13 protein-coding genes are annotated in these 17,139 nt (G+C 59.7%); 4 read left to right on the forward strand and 9 right to left on the reverse strand.

The window, feature by feature from the left end; all coding sequences use genetic code 11:
• Window positions 1-786: 786 nt before the first annotated feature.
• From EN808_RS26780 to EN808_RS26790, 3 genes are all read right to left on the reverse strand, one after another.
• Window positions 787-1,671, reverse strand: coding sequence for a carbohydrate ABC transporter permease (locus tag EN808_RS26780; RefSeq protein WP_135917215.1), 885 nt, complete (start codon window positions 1,669-1,671; stop codon window positions 787-789).
• Window positions 1,661-2,617 carry a sugar ABC transporter permease gene (locus EN808_RS26785; protein ID WP_245525128.1) on the reverse strand — a complete coding sequence of 319 codons (957 nt, stop codon included), beginning with the start codon at window positions 2,615-2,617 and terminating at the stop codon, window positions 1,661-1,663. Before EN808_RS26785 ends, EN808_RS26780 begins: the two co-directional genes overlap by 11 nt.
• Before the next feature lie 117 nt (window positions 2,618-2,734).
• Window positions 2,735-3,991 (reverse strand): ABC transporter substrate-binding protein, encoded by a 1,257-nt coding sequence (locus tag EN808_RS26790; RefSeq protein WP_210235358.1) that lies wholly within the window; start codon window positions 3,989-3,991, stop codon window positions 2,735-2,737.
• Window positions 3,992-4,452: 461 nt separating this feature from the next.
• Between EN808_RS26790 and EN808_RS26795 the strand changes: the two genes are divergently transcribed.
• Window positions 4,453-5,463 (forward strand): Gfo/Idh/MocA family oxidoreductase, encoded by a 1,011-nt coding sequence (locus EN808_RS26795; RefSeq protein WP_135917216.1) that lies wholly within the window; start codon window positions 4,453-4,455, stop codon window positions 5,461-5,463.
• A gap of 17 nt (window positions 5,464-5,480) precedes the next feature.
• The gene (locus EN808_RS26800) at window positions 5,481-5,900 is read left to right on the forward strand and encodes a heme-binding protein (RefSeq protein WP_127871004.1); all 420 of its coding nucleotides are present in this window, start codon (window positions 5,481-5,483) and stop codon (window positions 5,898-5,900) included.
• A 29-nt stretch (window positions 5,901-5,929) separates the two neighbouring features.
• Here EN808_RS26800 and otnC read toward each other — a convergent pair whose 3' ends face one another.
• Genes otnC through EN808_RS26830 form a run of 6 tightly spaced genes read right to left on the reverse strand, consistent with a single transcriptional unit; the run spans window position 5,930 to window position 12,903 of the window.
• Window positions 5,930-6,568 carry a 3-oxo-tetronate 4-phosphate decarboxylase gene (otnC, locus tag EN808_RS26805; protein ID WP_135917217.1) on the reverse strand — a complete coding sequence of 213 codons (639 nt, stop codon included), beginning with the start codon at window positions 6,566-6,568 and terminating at the stop codon, window positions 5,930-5,932.
• Entirely contained in the window at window positions 6,565-7,836 is a 1,272-nt protein-coding gene (otnK, locus tag EN808_RS26810; RefSeq protein WP_135917218.1) for a 3-oxo-tetronate kinase, read from the reverse strand. The genes otnC and otnK overlap by 4 nt, the downstream gene beginning before the upstream one ends.
• A 52-nt stretch (window positions 7,837-7,888) precedes the next feature.
• Window positions 7,889-8,989, reverse strand: a complete 1,101-nt coding sequence (locus EN808_RS26815) for a GntG family PLP-dependent aldolase (protein ID WP_189524169.1) — start codon at window positions 8,987-8,989, stop codon at window positions 7,889-7,891.
• Between the two features lie 5 nt (window positions 8,990-8,994).
• Window positions 8,995-9,651 carry an aspartate/glutamate racemase family protein gene (locus EN808_RS26820; RefSeq protein WP_210235457.1) on the reverse strand — a complete coding sequence of 219 codons (657 nt, stop codon included), beginning with the start codon at window positions 9,649-9,651 and terminating at the stop codon, window positions 8,995-8,997.
• A 32-nt stretch (window positions 9,652-9,683) separates the two neighbouring features.
• Complete coding sequence (locus tag EN808_RS26825) at window positions 9,684-11,366, reverse strand: GMC family oxidoreductase N-terminal domain-containing protein (RefSeq protein ID WP_135917220.1); 1,683 nt, start codon at window positions 11,364-11,366, stop codon at window positions 9,684-9,686.
• Window positions 11,359-12,903 carry an aldehyde dehydrogenase family protein gene (locus EN808_RS26830; protein WP_245525129.1) on the reverse strand — a complete coding sequence of 515 codons (1,545 nt, stop codon included), beginning with the start codon at window positions 12,901-12,903 and terminating at the stop codon, window positions 11,359-11,361. Before EN808_RS26830 ends, EN808_RS26825 begins: the two co-directional genes overlap by 8 nt.
• 418 nt (window positions 12,904-13,321) lie before the next feature.
• Between EN808_RS26830 and EN808_RS26835 the strand changes: the two genes are divergently transcribed.
• Together EN808_RS26835 and EN808_RS26840 are read left to right on the forward strand one after the other, a co-directional pair.
• Window positions 13,322-15,424 carry a hydantoinase/oxoprolinase family protein gene (locus EN808_RS26835; protein ID WP_135917221.1) on the forward strand — a complete coding sequence of 701 codons (2,103 nt, stop codon included), beginning with the start codon at window positions 13,322-13,324 and terminating at the stop codon, window positions 15,422-15,424.
• A gap of 11 nt (window positions 15,425-15,435) precedes the next feature.
• On the forward strand, window positions 15,436-17,082 hold the full coding sequence (locus tag EN808_RS26840) for a hydantoinase B/oxoprolinase family protein (RefSeq protein ID WP_135917222.1): 1,647 nt from the start codon (window positions 15,436-15,438) through the stop codon (window positions 17,080-17,082).
• Window positions 17,083-17,139: the final 57 nt, after the last annotated feature.

A 17,139-nucleotide genomic window follows, 5' to 3' on the forward strand; every position in this document is an offset into this window, starting at 1 on the left:
CCACGCTATTGCCGCCTAACCCCTATTCCCACTCGATTGTTTTCAACCCAGCTATGCCATTGTTCTAGCTGGGTTTTTTCTTGCTTGCGAAGCAAGAAACCCGACGCATGGCCCGTCAAAAAGTTACGCTTTTGATTTTAAAAGGAAAATTGCCGCAAAAAATATTTGGAAGTTTCACCAACTATCGGGACCAATCGGGCGATTTTTCTCACCCTACGGCACTCGACTGCGTACCAAAGCCATCCCGAAAAGTACCGTCACCGCCCTAAGTAGCGCATTTTCAGATCGCAAGCGCAATACTTTTGGTAGGCTCGGAGGATGTCTTGCACGATTCGACAATTGGAACCTGGGTCAGCGAGGGGCGGAGCGCCGATTGACGAGTTTAATCGCCCCCCTGTCAGTGATAGTAAATATCCAGGCGATTGCAGTCTCTGACCGACATAGCGATATCCCAGGCGACTTTCGCTCGCGTTCCCGCAGAGCGTCGCGCCACCGCCTGGGCACGCGCCTGAGCCTTCGCAGAACCCCATTTGTCTACCAAGCGCGTCGCTATCGCCTGCACTTTGGTCTCATACAAAAGACGTTGCTGTAGGTCGCGTAGCTTGATGCGAGGCCTCACACGGGCTCCAGTTCAGTGATGGTTTTCAGGCTCCGTGCCTGGCTTTGATAAAACAGTCAGGGAAACACCGGCTGCTGGTCCTTCCTAGAAATCTCCCCGTTGGTGTTGTTCCCCAAAGAAGGAATTGATCTGCGGGCCACGAATAGCAGCGCCGACCAGTCCCTTCGTTATCCCTTGATCGAACCGGCCATCAGACCTCGCAGGAAATACCTGCCAGCGAACACATATATCGCCAGAGTGGGCAGCGCGGTCATGATCACCGAAGCCATATCGACATTGTAGGCTTTGACGCCCGTCGTCGTGTTCACGACATTGTTTAGCGCCACGGTGACCGGAACATTTTCGCCCGACGTAAAGGTCGTGCCGAAGATGAAATCGTTCCAGATGTTGGTGAACTGCCAGATGATCGACACGACGAAACAGGGAACCGAAATCGGCAGGATGATGCGCCAAAGAGTCTGGTAGAAACCGGCGCCGTCAACCCGAGCCGCCTTAACCAGATCCGACGGCAGCGACAGGAAAAAATTCCGGAAGAACAACGTGGTGAACGGAATGCCGTAAACCACATGGACCATTATGAGTCCGGCCATGGTGTTGGCGACGCCGATAGCGCCCAGGGTCCGCGCCATTGGAATCAGGATGATCTGGAATGGAATGAACACGCCGAACAGCAGGATCGCGAAAATCAGATCCGCACCGCGGAATTTCCACTGTGTCAGTGCGTAGCCATTGATCGCCCCAACCGCCGTGGAAATCGCGACGGAGGGCACGATCATCACCACGGAGTTGATGAAGAAATCCCTGAGGCCGGCGCAGCGCAATCCTATGCAAGCCTCGGACCACGCCTGGCGCCAAGGCTCAAAGGTAACACGCCGCGGAAGCGAAAGGATCGATCCGTTGCGGATATCGTCAAGGTCCTTCACGGAAGTCAGGACCACGACCAGCAGCGGCATAAGATACACGGCTGCGAAGAGGATAAGGCAAACATAGATAAAGATGCGGGCGACTTGATGCGACGCGCCTCGCTGCAGGATGATGGCATCAGCGCTCATTGCGGTTGTTCCTGATGTCGATATAAAGATAGGGAACGACGATCGCAGCCACCGTCATGAGGATCATGATGGCGCTGGCCGCACCCACCGCCATCTGATCGCGCCCGAAGGTCTGGGTGTACATGAAGGTTGCTGGCAGATTGGTGCTGTTTCCGGGGCCGCCTGACGTCAGGGCGACGACGAGGTCGAAGCTCTTTACGGCCTGTTGCATCAGGATGACGCCGACGGTCATGAAGGTCGGCCCAAGCTGAGGTATGATGATGCGCCGATAGATTTGCCTCGCCCCTGCCCCGTCGAGCCTTGCAGCTTTGACGAGATCCTCATCGATGCCCCGCAACGCCGCCAGGAACAGGGCCATTACAAAGCCCGAAGACTGCCACACGCCGGCGATGACCAAGGTGTAAATCGCGTATTCGGTGTTGACCAGCCAGTCGAACCTGAAGCTTTCCCAGCCCCATAAATGGAGCATACGCTCCAATCCGAGACCCGGATTGAGGATCCACTTCCACGCCGTCCCGGTGACGATGAAGGACAGCGCCATCGGGTAGAGATAGACGGTCCTGAGGAAGCCTTCCGCGCGGATCTTCTGGTCGATCAGGATCGCCAGAGCGAGACCGATTGCCGTCGAGAAACCAATGAACAGAAAGCCAAATATAAAGATGTTGGACACGGCGATCTGCCATATCGGATTTGACCAGAGACGACCGTACTGGGCTAATCCGACAAAGCTGTAGTTCGGCAGCATTTTGGAAGCAGTAAGCGAGATCACGCCGGTCCAGACCATGAAGCCGTAGATGACAACCAGCACGATGACCACCGACGGAGCGAGCGCCAGTTGAGAGGCGTTCTTGGCCAGCCACAGCCGAAGATCGGACTTTGGCGCGCTACGGTCGGCGAAAGCGCCTGCATCGGGAAAACTCATCGCCACAGTATGGCCTTTCTGCATGCTCCGGATAACGGCCCCTGCCATGCGGCGAGGGGCGGTTGCGGCGCGATATGCGAAGTAGTTGAGGCAACGCCTCCGAAACTCCGGTTCGGGGGCGTTGCTTCGGCTCGATTGCTGCTACTCGGCCGACTTCAACCCGGCCACGAGTTGATCGATGGCCTGCTGAGAGGTCATCGTGGGCGTTTCGAAGAAGGTCGAGACCACGTCGAGGAAGACGCCGGTCTTGGTAGCTCCTGTCGCAGCATTGTGCGTAAGCGACGGAAGCGACGTGTTGGTCTTCTGCGCTTCGGCGCGATCGGCATAAGCCGCCTTGCCGCAGAAATCGAACTTGTCCATCGAAACGTCCACACGCGACGGGATCGACCCTTTCTTGATGTTGAAGGCCTCCTGGAAATCCTTGTCGAGAATGGCGGACGCCATCTCCATCTGGCCCTTGACGCGGTTTTCGTCCTTCGTCGTGAAGAAACCGAAATTGTCGGTAAGCCAGACGTAATTGCCCTTGGTGCCGGGCGCCGGCGAACAGCCATAGTCGACATTCGGCTCCATCTTGGCGAGCGACAATTCGCCCTTTGCCCAGTCGCCCATAATCTGCATGCCGGCTTCGCCCTTGATCACCATCTGGGTCGCCAGGTTCCAGTCGCGGCCGGGGTAGTTCTTGTCGACGAATTTGTTCATGACGCGAAGCTGGTCGAACACCTTGACCATCGTTTCGCTCTTGATCGCGTCCTGATCCTGCTCGATCAGCGCCTTGCGGTAGAAGTCAGGACCGCCCAGGCCAAGCACAACGTTCTCGAACAGATCAGCTTCCTGCCAGGGCTGACCGCCAAGGGCCAGTGGCGTCACACCCGCGGCCAGCAGCTTTTCGGAGACCTGATTGAATTCGTCCCAGGTGGTCGGCGGCTGGACGCCGGCCTTGTCGAACACCTTCTTGTTGTACCAGAGCCAGTTCGACCGATGGACATTGACCGGCACGGCGACGGTCTTGCCGTTGTACGATATAAGCGGCACCAGTTCCGGAGCGATAATCTTGGCCCAGTCCTCTTTTTTGGCCAGATCGCTGAGATCGGTGAGCACGCCCTCGGCAGCCCAGGCCTGAACCTGCTGTGCGTGCATCTGCGCAGCCGAAGGCGCGGTATCGGATGCGATGCGCGCACGAAGGACCTGTACCATGTTCATTCCGGTGCCCCCGGCAACCGGAGAATCCGCCCATGTGACGCCACGCTTTTCGAGCAGCTGTTTCAATACGTCCAGACCTGCGGCCTCGCTGCCGCTGGTCCAGTAATGCATGACTTCAACGTTCTCTCCCCCGGCAAACGACATCGTTGAGGATGCCGACAACATGATGGAAGCAATGACAAGACTACGTGTGATCATCTGAATTCCCCTGTTTAGTTTTCTGACAATTTTCGATCTCGATCATCGATTCAAAGCCTGCAGCCGACGACATTTGTTTCGTCGAAACAGGCATGGCTCGTTCGCGATGTTTCCAGTTCTGTCCTGATTTTCTATCGGCTTGGTCAATGTGCTCGCATTGCACCAGCGAGCCGCACCCTCCAGTTGGCAACAAATGTCTGACCATCATGTTTATATATTACATATCTGTCAACAATCACGGCTCACTAGAATCGCCTCAGGCGCAATTTTTTGGTGGCTTCCAGCGCCTAAAGCCCATTAACAATCTGAAATTTATGAGATAACGCCGCAAATTTTGATTTCATTGGTCCGCCTGCCTTTATGTAAGGCTTATTGACAAATGCATCTGTTGTCAGACAATTGCGCGGTCAAGCCGCGACACGGGCTGAGCGTCCGCGGAAACCAACAGGGAAGGAAACAGGATGGTCGATACCGTTGTCTGGGGTCTGATCGGCGCAAGCACGATCGCACGCGAGTGGATGGTGGATTCCATCCGCAAACATCCGTCCGGAAAGGTAAAGGCGATCGTCAGTTCGGATTTGGACAGAGCCAAGGCCTTCGCCAGCGACAAGGCTATTGCCGCCAGCTATGCGTCAGTCGAATCCATGCTTGCGGACACTGAAATTACCGCCGTCTATATAAGCACGACCAACGACCGGCACGTGCCGGACGCCTTGGCCGCAATCGAGGCCGGCAAGCACGTGCTGTGCGAGAAACCATTGGCACTGGAGATCGCGGACGCCCAGAAGATCGTCAATGCGGCCCGAAACAAGGGCGTCGTTCTGGCGACCAACCACCATCTTCGGAACATGGAGAGCCACCGTGCCATCAAGAGCCTGATCGACCAGGGCGCGATCGGAAAGGTGAATTCGATCCGCGTCTTCCACGCCGGGGAACTTCCAGACAGCCTGAAGACCTGGCGGCTGCACGACAAGGCTGCCGGCGGCGGCGTGATCTATGACATTACCGTTCACAATGGCGACCTTCTTCGTTTTTACCTTAACGCCAACCCGATCAGGATATCGGCCATCGCCGCGACTTCCGGAACAGGCTCGAAACGCATCGAGGACAGCGTGATGTCGGTCTGGGAATTTCCGGGCGACATCTTGGTTCAATGCCATGACAGCTTTGTTGTCGGTCACGGACCGCGTGGCGTCGAAGTGCATGGCTGCGGGGGCAGCATCCTGGGTATCGACGTCATGTCCCAAGCACCCGGCGGCCGCGTGATCCTGCGCACGAAGGACGGCGACCGCGAAATTCCGCTGGAACTGAAAGTGACCTATGACAGGGGCATCTCCGATTTCATCGCGGCTATCCAAAACAGGGGTAAGCCCTCCTCGTCTGGCGACGATGGCGTCTGGAGCCTGAAGCTGGCAAAGGCGGTTGCCGAATCGGCAGAGACGGGGCGAACGATTTCGATAGAACAGACCTGAATCTGGGTGACCGCATCATGCTGACCATTCCTACACTTGGCCACGCCGACGCGGAGCGCGCGATCAGGGTTATCGCTGATTCAATCCTAGCCGATGGAAAATGCGCCGTCATCGCCGTGGTGGATCAACAGGGCGAATTGATCGCCCTGTCTCGCCTCGATGGCGCACCCTATCCATCCATCCTGATCGCAGCCAATAAGGCATGGACGGCCGCACGCGAGCGCCGGCCCTCGATGGATGTAGGGCAGGCAGCAAGAGCGCCAGGCGCGGGCTTTGACATGGGCTCCTATGGCGACAGCCGCTACACCGGCTTTGGCGGCGGGCTTCCTGTCATTGTCGATGGAAAGGTGGTCGGGGCCGTCGCGGTCAGCGGCCTTTCCACGCAGGAAGACATCGATCTGGCAAAAAAGGGGGTGGACGCGATCTTGCAGGGCTGACTTAGCCGCGAGCTGCAGCCATCGTGTCCCTACGGCTTTCCAAAGACCGTCCCCAGTTCCTCGACCTGGGCGTCGGTAAGATAGCGCAACTTCATCGATCGCAGCACGATGAGCAGTTTGGCAGTCTCTTCGAGTTCCTCGGCGGCGAACACCGCGGATTCCAGATCCCAGCCCGCGACGACAGGTCCATGATTGGCGAGCAGGACCGCGGCAAATCTCCCGCCCAGATCATCGATCAACTTGCCCGCCTTTTGGTCTCCAGGCCTGACATAGGGAAGAATCGGAACCTGCCCGACCCTCATGATGACGTAGGGCGTCAGCGGAGGAATGCAATCGTCAGGGTCGACGTCGGCCAGGCATGAGAGCGCGGTGCAGTAGGTCGAATGGAGATGGACGACTGCGCCAGTCGACGGCCGGCTTTCGTAAAAGGCGCGATGCAGGAAGACCTCCTTTGACGGTTTGTCACCGGATATGTGGCGCCCATCCCGGCCGATCTTGGAAATCCTGTCCGGGTTGAGCGATCCTAGGGAGGAATTGGTAGGAGTGATGAGAATGCCGTCTTCCACCGCACAGGAAATGTTCCCCGCCGACCCGACGGAAAAACCGCGGTCGAAAAGCGACTTTGCCAGCCTGACAATGCTGGCCCGAACCTGTTCTTCGCTAGTCATCGTCCCGCCATTCGTTGAAGTGCCTTGGAAAAGAAGTCGAGCGATCCGAAGTTGCCCGATTTCAACGCGAGCGCCATGGTAACCGGCCCTGTAACGGAAAGCACAGGCACGCCTGGATCGATTTCCATGCCAATCGCGACGCTATCGACCGCCAGCGCGCTGACAACCGCGCCGGAGGTTTCACCGCCAGCGACGACCAGCCGCCGAACCCCGGCATCGACGAGGTCGCGGGCAGCATCGGCAAACAATCGATCCAGTCTATCGGCGACTGCCTGCCGGCTGTACCGGGCTTGCGCCGCTTCCACGTCGGCCGGCGTGGCGGATGAGTAGGCAATGGGCTCGCGCCCTATGTTTGCCAAGGCGAATGCCACGATGTCACGCTTGGTCATCGTCCCGGCCATCACGTCGTCGACCGCCACCGCGAGGCCGGGATGTGACTGAAGGTGGAAGTCGATCTGCCCGCGCGTCGCACTGGAGCAACTGCCGGCAAGGATCGCCTCGGGACCGTCGACGTTCGATTTCTCGGGCAGCGCGCCCGAAGCCTTTTCCTGCGCTATGAAATTGGCGGGCAGGCCGAGAGCGATACCCGATCCGCCGGTTACAAACAGGCTGTCCCGGACGGCGGCGCCTATCGCAAGCAAATCCGCATCGTCGATGGCGTCGACAATCGCCAGCACCTCGCCGCTTGCAGCCGACGCCCTGAGCGCATTCGCGATCGCGTCGCTGCCCGCCTTGACCTTAGGCCAGGCGATATGACCGACCGGAGTTGCGCACTGCTGCTGGAGCCAACGCCTCAGGTCCGGGTCGGTCATCGGGTTCAGGGGATGATGCTGCATGCCCGATTCATGAAGAAGCCGACGTCCGACAAACAGATGGCCCTGATAGACGGTTCTGCCCGCTGTCGGGAACGCAGGACAGGCGACGACGCCCCTGACCGAAAGCGCCTCTGCGATCGCCTCTGCGACCGGCCCTATATTGCCCTCCGGCGTGGAATCGAAGGTCGAGCAGTATTTGAACACGAACTGCTCACATCCCTGTTTCCGCAACCATGCAAGGGCTGCCAACGACTGGTCGATTGCCTCCTCGGCCGGCACAGACCTGGTCTTCAGCGAAATGACGCCGGCCTCGATGTCGGGCTTGGCATCTCGCACCGGAACGCCGAGAAACTGGGACGTCTTGAGCCCGCCCTGGCCGGGAAGGCCCTTGGCGATCGTGTTGGCGATATCGCTCGCGCCGGTAAAATCGTCGGCGATGACACCCAGAAGCATGAGGTACTCCGCGAGACCAAAATTCGTGAAATGAAGGCAGCGACGCCCGCTTCTAGTAAATCGCGTCGACGCCGGCCTTGTTCACGTCAGACGGCTGTCGACCTCGCGCCGCGGCGCAAGACTTTGCGATGAGGTCAGAGGCCAATAGAGCCTCGCGTTGCGTAACCTCCCGGTGGGTCAGGAGGCGCAAGCGCCCTGCCTTCACCGGCGAGATGCGCACGCCGCTTTCGAGCAATTCGGAATGCAGGTAGTCCACGTCGAAGTCAGCTTGGGGCAGATTGACAAACACGATGTTGGTATCGACGGTGGATGGATCGACATCCAGGCCGGCGTCTCTCAATCGTGTGGCCAGAAGTTTTGCGTTCTGGTGATCTTCCGCGAGGCGATCGACCATAGTGCGTAGCGCGACCCGCCCGGCCGCGGCTATCAACCCGGCCTGACGCATGCCACCACCAAGAATCTGCCGCCACCGCCGGGTCTGCTCGATGATCTCGGAACTCGCAGCAACGACCGCACCGAGCGGGCAACTCAAGCCCTTGCACAGGCAGAACGTGGTCGTGTCCACAGGCTGAACGAAATCGCTGACCGATCTGCCAAGGGATATGGCGGCATTGAAGATGCGCGCGCCATCGAGATGGACATTGAGGCCGCTTTCATGGGCGATGCCAGCCAGAACGGAGAGATCCTCCGGGCTCATGACCCTGCCGCCGGCCGCATTGTGGGTGTTTTCAAGGCAGAGCAAGCTTGCAGGTGCGCTCAGCCGCGACTGCCCCACGGCGATGGCGTCCGCGAGCGCCGTCGGGGAGATCATGCCGCCTATTCCCTGGACGGGGCGTGGTGTCAGACCGGCGATCGTCGACGGCCAGCCGCTTTCCTTGATGTGGATATGCGCGGCCGCTTCGAGGATGATCGAGGTGCCGCGCGGCGCCAGCGCCATGGCTGATACGACATTTCCCATCGTGCCGCTGATCACCAGCATCGCACTTTCGACGCCAAGCAGATCCGCGACCTCCGCCTCGAAGTCGAGCACGGTCGGATCGTCGCGGAAGAAATCATCCCCGAGCTCGGCGCGCGACATCGCCTCGATCATTTCAGGGGTCGGAGTGGTGACCGTGTCGCTGCGCAAGTCGATCATTTTATTGGAAGCCTTCATGTTGTCTAAGCTCCCCATGCGCCGCCGGGCTGGAGATCCCGAAGCGCAGCGATGAACCCGATGCGGGGACTGGTCAGGATCGGAACCTCGGTCTTGCCGACGAGGGGCAATGCGGCAGCCATCGAGGCCTGTGCCAGCACAACCACGTCGGCGTCGAGAGTGGCTGCGGTGATGCCCTCCGCCACCGCTTGGAGATAAGCATCGATGTTGCCGCTCAGAAAAAGCTGTCTCGCTCTGTCGAGCACGACGGAATCGATATCGGGCTTGCGTCCTGCGGCCCTGGCTTCCGTCTCGATCAGCGCAGCGGTGGGGGCAATCGTGGTGCCGAGCGTAGCCAGGACCAGAATGCGGCTCGCAGTCCTGACGCTTTCGCGAGCCATGGGCCGGTCGATGCGCAACACAGGCCTGTCCGATGTCGAGTTGGCGACGTCGGCGGCTGCCCCGATCGTGGAGCAGGTGCAGATCACGGCATCCGTCCCCAGCCGGAACTCCGCCAGCATGGCTTCGGCGGCCGCGGCTATGATCTCGGGCGTGGCACTGCCGCACTCGATCGCCGACTTCAGCAGATCTTCCCGCACCGTGTGCTTCAGCGCTATGCCGGCACCGAGCTCCTTCGCAAGTCCGTCGAACACAGCAACCAACGCAGGCGCCGTATGAAACATATGAAGGATCAAGGGGCGGGCTTGGCTCACAGTCACCCTCTCAATCCATGCTGACGGAGTACCTGGGCAGCGTGTCCGATTTCGATCGGCGGCTGTGTCGTCTGTTCCCGCCTTCCAAGGATGGCATCCGCGCCGCGCTCTCCGATCATGATGGAGGGGGCGTTGGTATTGCCGCTGACAAGCGTCGGCATGATCGATGCGTCGATGACCCGCAGGGCGTCGACGCCACGCACCTTCAGGTCCTTATCGACGACTGCCATATCGTCGCTTCCCATCTTGCAGGTACCTGCCGGATGGAAATCGGTCTTGGACCATTGCCTTATGTACTCGGTGATTTGCTGGTCCGAGCGCACATCTTTGCCGGGCAGATGCTCCGCCTTGTAAAGTCTGCTGAAACTTGGCTGCGACAAGATTTCACGCGCCAGCTTGAAGCCTTCGATGCTGTGTCGAAGATCATTCGGATTGGACAGGAAATCCGGGTCAATAAGAGGATCGTCCATGGGATCTGTCGATGCCAGCGTCACCTGGCCGCGGCTTTCCGGGCGAAGATAGGCGGTGTTCAATGTCATGCCATGCCCGGCAACGCGCACGCGGCCGTGATCGATTACATAGGCCGGCAGGAAATGCATCTGGATGTCGGGCCAGTCATGGTCGCCGGTTGTACTGACAAATGCGCCGCCCTCACACACATTGCTGGTGAGCGGACCGGTTCCAAACATCAGGAACTGCAGGCCGTGCCAGGCGGCCATCAGGCCCCGGTCATGGCCGTTGTAAGACGCGCGCTCCTTCAGGCTGACGCAGCAATATACATCCATGTGGTCCTGGAGGTTCTTGCCAACGCCTGGCAGGTTGACGACCGTATCCACGCCTGTTTGGCGCAGTTCCGAAGCTGGTCCGATTCCCGAAAGAAGCAGCAACTTCGGCGAATTGATCGCGCCGGCGGAAACGATGATCTCACTGCCCGCCCGAACAATCGCGGCGCGATTGGAACCTGGTGCGAGATAGGTGACCGACCGTGCCCGGCCATGTTCCATGCCAATCCTGGTGACCCGCGTTTCCGTCACCACGGTCAGGTTTGGCCGTGACAAGTTTGGGTAAATGAAGGCGGCAGCCGTGCTGCTGCGGCGAACGGCTCGCTGCGTCACCTGATAGTAGCCGACGCCATACTGCTCACGCCCATTGAAATCCGGGTTGTGATCGAACCCTGCCTCCTGGGCCGCGCGGACGAATTTCCGGGTCAGATCTATCGGCAGGCGCTGGTCCGAAACTCCCATCGGCCCATCGGTGCCGTGGAAAGCGTCGGCAAAGCGCTCATTGTCTTCCGAGCGGCGGAAATAGGGCAGCAGATCGTCATAGCCCCAGCCGTCGTTACCCTGCTCACGCCAGGAATCGTAGTCTTTCCGGTTGCCTCTGATGTACACCATCGAGTTGACCGAACTGCCGCCGCCGAGAAGCTTGCCTTGCGGGAACAGAAGCTTCCGGTTGTTGAGGTGCTTCTGTGGCACCGTCGACCATTCCCAGCGCACCTTGTTGCCTTGCAAGCGGGAATAGCCGGCCGGCCAGCGCACCAGCGGTGTATCGTTCCTGGCGCCGGCTTCCAACAGCAGCACCGTCACGTGAGGGTTCTCGCTCAGGCGGGAGGCGACCACACAGCCGGCTGAACCGCCGCCGACAACGATGTAGTCATATTCGGGCTTGATCGTCGTGTCAGGCATTGGGGGCCTCAATCGCCTGTCCAATCCAGCGACGGCCATAACCGCCGCTGCGTATCTGGACTGTTTTAATGTCTGTGAATTCCTCGACGCCAAGCCTGCCGACTTCACGACCGATGCCGCTTTCGCCCACGCCGCCGAAAGGAAGCTCGGCCGGGCCATCGAGATAGGTGTTGACCCATACAGTGCCAGCGTTGAGCGATTGCACCGCCTTCATCGCGTGCGACACATTTCCGGTCCAGATGCCAGCGGACAGGCCGTAGACGGACTCGTTTGCCAAAGCGATCGCGTCCTCCAGCGTCTCGAATTCGAGGATCGATACGACCGGACCAAAAATCTCTTCCCGCGCTATGCGCATATGCGGTCGCACGCCGGTGAAGACCGTAGGGTGGATGAAATACCCACCATTCTCTTCCCGGTGTGTGCCGCCCAGCGCCAGTGTCGCGCCCTCCGCCTTGCCGACGGCGATGTAATCGACGATCTTGTCGTACTGATCCTTGTTGATGATCGGTCCGAGCAGCATACCGTCAGCTTGGGTATCTCCCACCGTCACCCGCGCGGCGCAATCGACGAATTTCCGGATGAATTCCGCCGCGATGGAGGACTGGAGCAGAAGTCTGCTGCCCTGGTTGCAGGATTGACCTGCATTGAGAAATGCTCCGTGCAGAGCAGCGTCCAGCGCATTGTCCAGATCGGCATCCGCCATGACGATGTGCGCGTTCTTTCCACCCAATTCCAACGACACCTTCTTCATGCCGTCAGCGCCGACCCGCATGGCATGCTTGCCCACTCTGGTGGAGCCGGTAAACGAGATCATGTCGATGTCGAGATGACGCAGTAGCAGATCCCCACAGGTCGCCCCCGACCCGGCGACGATGTTGAGGACGCCGTCCGGCAGGCCCGCCTCTTGAAGGATTTCGCCGAGCAGCAAAGTCGTCGCGCTGGTCAGTTCGCTTGGCTTGACCACCGCAGCGCAGCCGGCGGCAAGCGCGAATGGCAATTTCTGGCTGATGATGAGAAACGGGAAGTTCCAAGGCGTGATGATGGCAGCGACACCGAGCGGCGCACGCACCGTCGCCGCGAAATAACAGTCGCCGAGTTGGCCAAAACTATCGCCAGTGATGGAGCGCGCTTGCGTTGCCGCATAGTCCCAAAGCATTGAAGAGCGTTCTATTTCGACGCGGGCCTGCTTTGCGGGCTTGCCGCTTTCGGCCATTTCGAAAAAAGCGAGTTCATCCGCACGACGTCGGATGATATCGGCCGCTCTCGCGAGAACCGCCGAACGCTCTGCTCCTGTCGCACCGGCCCATTTCGTCCTGAACGCTGTTTTTGCGGACAAAACAGCCATGTCGACGTCGGCTACCGTAGAATCGCGAAATCGCGAGACCAAGGCGCCATTGCTTGGATTGCGACGCTCGATTTCGCGCCCTGACGCCTGACGCCAGCTGCCATCTATCCAGTTGTCGAAATTTCTTGTCGTCGTAAATGTCATGTCAATTTCCGAAACAATTCTGAATTCCTTCCGGCCCTGCTGTCCCACGGCCTGAACTCCATAGGACCCGCGGCCAGGCCGAGCGCGACGGGAACGAACGCGCTATCCGCCGGCTCCCAGCACGTCGACAATGCTGCCCATTGCAAAGCCGCATCTCCGGCGCCTTATCCCGCCCGCCCCAGCCACTGCGTCAAGAGCCGGTCACATCAACAGTCATTTGAATTTACATATTTGTCAATTGTGATTCTGTTTGTCATGCGAAATTCACCGAAAAATCGCCCGTCGAAATCAAAAAAATCTGACTGAAAACGTCGCCGCTTTCAAATAAACTCAATGTTTTCAATGCAATATAAAAATTCCAGAGCGATCGCTTTTTCACGGCGGCTTCCTCGCGAGCGGAGATACCGGATTGACATAGCTATATTAGTCAGACAATGTACCTTCAACTCCATTCCCAAGGTAGGCTATGAACGCGCAAATCAACCGTGTGTCCGTCGACATCGGCGGTACCTTCACAGATGTCGTGCTGGAAATAGCCGGCGAACGCTCTTCCACGAAAGTGCTGACGACGAAACGGGCACCCGAGGAAGCGGTGCTGGAAGGAGTCGAAAATCTCCTGGAGCAGAAAGGGCTGTCATTCGCCGACCTCGATCTGTTCCTGCACGGAACGACGCTGGCGACGAACGCCATCATCGAACGGCGCGGGGCGAACACAGCCCTTGTAACCACCGACGGTTTTCGCGACACGATCGAGATCGGCTCTGAAAGCCGTCACGACCAATACGATATTTTCATCAAGAAGCCTCAACCCCTTGTAGGCAGGAAACACCGGTTCGTCATAGGAGAGCGTGTCGCCGCCGATGGTTCGGTGCTGAAACCGTTGCCTGAGGACCAGGTGGCAGAACTCGGCAAAACGCTCAAAACGGCCGGCATCGAAAGTGTTGCCATCTCGTTCATCCACGCCTACGCGAACCCGGCACATGAGCTAAAGGTTCGGGAAGTTCTGTCGGCCGCCTTACCGGGCGTGACGTTCTCACTGTCCTGCGAAGTCTGCCCGGAAGTTCGGGAGTATGAGCGTACGTCAACCACCGTGGCCAATGCCTATATCCGCCCGATCATGGCCGGCTATCTCGGCCGCCTGAAGACGGAACTTGCCCGTCGTGGGCTGCGCGCTCCCCTGCTGCTGATGACGTCGGGTGGTGGGCTGACGACCGTCGACCAAGCGGCAGCATTCCCGATACGACTTGTGGAATCAGGCCCGGCCGGCGGCGCCATTCTTGCTTCCAAGATCGCCGGCGACTGCGGTCTGAAGGAGATCGTGTCCTTCGACATGGGCGGCACCACTGCCAAGCTTTGCCTGATCGACAACGGCACGCCCCTGAAGTCCCGCAGCTTCGAGGTCGACCGCACCGAACGGTTCCTGAGAGGCAGCGGCCTTCCGGTTCGCATTCCGGTCATCGAAATGGTCGAGATCGGCGCCGGCGGCGGTTCCATTGCCCAAGTCGACAGCCTTGGTCGGCTGACCGTCGGGCCGGAAAGTGCGTCGTCGGAACCAGGTCCGGCGTGCTACAATCGCGGCGGCCATCGCCCCACGGTCACGGACGCCGATCTGGTTCTTGGCCGCATCGACGCCACGAACTTCGCCGGCGGCAAGGTCGGACTGCGCCGCGACCTTGCTGAAAAGGCGTTGGGCGATCATGTCGGTTCCCCGTTATCCCTAAAATCGGTGGTCGCTGCCTCGGCCGTGGCGGCCATCGTCGAAGAAAACATGTCGAACGCCAGCCGCGTCCATGCCGCGGAACACGGCAAGGACCTGCGCAAACGCGCCATGATCGCGTTCGGCGGCGCTGCGCCGATGCATGCGGCCCAGCTTGCCCGTAAACTCGGCCTGGAAAAGGTCATCGTGCCGATAGGCGCGGGCGTTGGCTCAGCCATCGGTTTCCTGGAAGCGCCGCTGGCCTACGAGATCGTGCGTAGCCGCCACAGCCGTCTTGCCGACGTGAACGACGGTGTCATCCACGACCTCATCTTGCAAATGCACGCCGAAGCCATTTCCGTGGTCGAGCCGGCGGCAAACGGGCGCCCGGTCGAAATGCGCACGTCGGCATTTCTGCGCTATGTCGGTCAGGGCCACGAGCTGGAAGTCGACCTGCCGCTTGATAGATCGGCCAACATCGATCCCACCACGCTGCGCCAGCGTTTTGAAGAACACTACAGCGCAGTGTTTGGACGCTTCCTGGAGAACCACGCAATCGAGATCCTGACCTGGGCGGTCACCGCGACGGCGCACCAGCCCTTGCGCGAGACGCTGAAGGAAGTTCGACCACCGAGCGCCAAGCCAAAGCCGAGCGGCTGGACGGATTTTGTCGATTTCGACGGCAAATCCGTCAAGGCGCCGGTCTATCTGCGTGCCGATCTTGGCAGCGGCCATTCGATCGCCGGCCCCGCTGTCATTACCGAATCCGAGACCAACACGGTGGTGCCTGCGCATTTTGAAGTGGCGGTCGACCGGCTGGGCCATCTTGAACTCACCAATACCGCCATCGGCGTTGCGGCGGCCGCGGAATAATGGAGACTTCCATGCAACAGACTGACCGGCCGATCCCCGCTATCGACGAGATCGAATTCCAGATCATGTGGAATCGCTTGATCGCGGTCGTCGAAGAACAGGCCCAGGCGCTGCGGCGCACAGCCTTCAGCCCAATCGTGCGGGAGTCCGGAGATCTATCCGCCGGCTTCTTTCACCCGGATGGGCGGATGATCGCGCAGGCGGTGACCGGTACGCCAGGCCATGTCAACACCATGGCGGCATCGGTTCGTCACTTCCTGGCGCGGTTTCCCGCGTCGTCCATGAAGGATGGCGACGTCTACATCACCAACGACCCATGGCTTGGCACCGGCCATCTGCATGATTTCGTCGCCGTCACGCCAGCTTTTTTTGCCGGGTCGATGGTGGGACTCTTCGCTTCCACCTGCCACTTCATGGATGTGGGCGGCATCGGCTTCGGACCTGACGGCCGTGACGTCTTCGAGGAGGGTTTTTATGTTCCTCCCATGAAGATGATCGCCGAAGGCATGCTCGATGGAACGCTGATAACGCTTACGCGAAGCAATTCGCGCTATCCCGCCGAAATGGAAGGCGACCTCATGTCGCTTGCCGCCTGCAATGCGATCGGGGTGGGCCGTTTGCGCGAGATGTTAGGGGAATTTCCGCTGGGCGATCTCACACCGCTCTGCGACCAGATCGTCAGCCGCTCGCGCGAGGCGGCCATTGCTGCGATTGCGGGCCTGCCGACCGGAACGACCACCGCGGAAATGGTGATAGACGGTTACGACAAGCCGGTTGCCCTGGTTGCGACGACGACCATTTCAAGCGATTTGATCCAAGTCGACTTCACAGGCACGTCAGGCCTTTCGGCACGTGGCATAAACGTGCCGTTGAGCTACGCACAGGCCTATTCCACATACGCGATCGCTTGCGCGCTCTTTCCCCAGGTGCCCAACAATTCGGGGTCGCTGTCGGTGGTAGAGGTCACCGCGCCGGAAGACACGATCGTCAACGCGCAGCGCCCTGCCCCGGTCTCGTCACGGCATGTGATCGGCCAGATGCTTCCCGACGTCGTCTACGGCTGCCTGGCTCAGGTCGTACCTGACAAGGTGCTGGCCGAGGGTGCATCCTCGCTCTGGAATCTCATCCTCGAGGACGCGCATGATGCCTGTCTGACCCAAGGCATCGGGCAGACTCCGAGATTCTCGGCACTGTCCGTCCAGACGGGAGGAACCGGCGCCCGCTCCAATGACGACGGGCTCAACGCCACCGCCTTTCCGAGCGGCGTTTCGGGCGTGCCGATCGAGATATTGGAGACCATGACGCCGCTGGTCTTCTGGCGCAAGGAACTGCGCCCGGGAAGCGGCGGACAGGGCCGCTTCCGGGGCGGGCTCGGCCAGATCATCGAGATCGGTCATCGCGACAACCATCCGTTCTATATCTATGCCGCACTTGATCGCATCGAGCATACGGCGCGAGGACGGTTTGGCGGCGCGGAGGGCGGCGCCGGCTATGTTGGGCTGAAATCGGGACCGCGGCTGCGCGGCAAAGGCAAGCAACTCGTCCCAGCTGGCGATACGCTCGTTGTCCAGACGCCTGGCGGTGGTGGATATGGCCCGGTCGGGGAACGCGACGGCACCAGAATTGAGGCTGATCGCATCAACCAGCTCGACAACTGAAAAGCGGGGCAAGCCTTCCGTTTCATATTCCACAGCCGGCAAGTCGTGCTGACCAAA

Source organism: Mesorhizobium sp. M8A.F.Ca.ET.165.01.1.1 (assembly GCF_004792065.1).
GTDB lineage: Bacteria > Pseudomonadota > Alphaproteobacteria > Rhizobiales > Rhizobiaceae > Mesorhizobium.

Bases quoted from the DNA above. Each gene is read 5' to 3' on its own strand.
- EN808_RS26820 (WP_210235457.1), bottom strand. From the start codon at position 9,651: ATGTTTCATACGGCGCCTGCGTTGGTTGCTGTGTTCGACGGACTTGCG.
- EN808_RS26800 (WP_127871004.1), top strand. From the start codon at position 5,481: ATGCTGACCATTCCTACACTTGGCCACGCCGACGCGGAGCGCGCGATC.
- EN808_RS26780 (WP_135917215.1), bottom strand. From the start codon at position 1,671: ATGAGCGCTGATGCCATCATCCTGCAGCGAGGCGCGTCGCATCAAGTC.
- EN808_RS26790 (WP_210235358.1), bottom strand. From the start codon at position 3,991: ATGATCACACGTAGTCTTGTCATTGCTTCCATCATGTTGTCGGCATCC.
- EN808_RS26795 (WP_135917216.1), top strand. From the start codon at position 4,453: ATGGTCGATACCGTTGTCTGGGGTCTGATCGGCGCAAGCACGATCGCA.
- EN808_RS26815 (WP_189524169.1), bottom strand. From the start codon at position 8,989: ATGAAGGCTTCCAATAAAATGATCGACTTGCGCAGCGACACGGTCACC.
- EN808_RS26825 (WP_135917220.1), bottom strand. From the start codon at position 11,366: ATGCCTGACACGACGATCAAGCCCGAATATGACTACATCGTTGTCGGC.
- EN808_RS26840 (WP_135917222.1), top strand. From the start codon at position 15,436: ATGCAACAGACTGACCGGCCGATCCCCGCTATCGACGAGATCGAATTC.
- EN808_RS26785 (WP_245525128.1), bottom strand. From the start codon at position 2,617: ATGCAGAAAGGCCATACTGTGGCGATGAGTTTTCCCGATGCAGGCGCT.
- EN808_RS26835 (WP_135917221.1), top strand. From the start codon at position 13,322: ATGAACGCGCAAATCAACCGTGTGTCCGTCGACATCGGCGGTACCTTC.
- otnK (WP_135917218.1), bottom strand. From the start codon at position 7,836: ATGCTTCTGGGTGTCATCGCCGACGATTTTACCGGCGCGAGCGATATC.
- otnC (WP_135917217.1), bottom strand. From the start codon at position 6,568: ATGACTAGCGAAGAACAGGTTCGGGCCAGCATTGTCAGGCTGGCAAAG.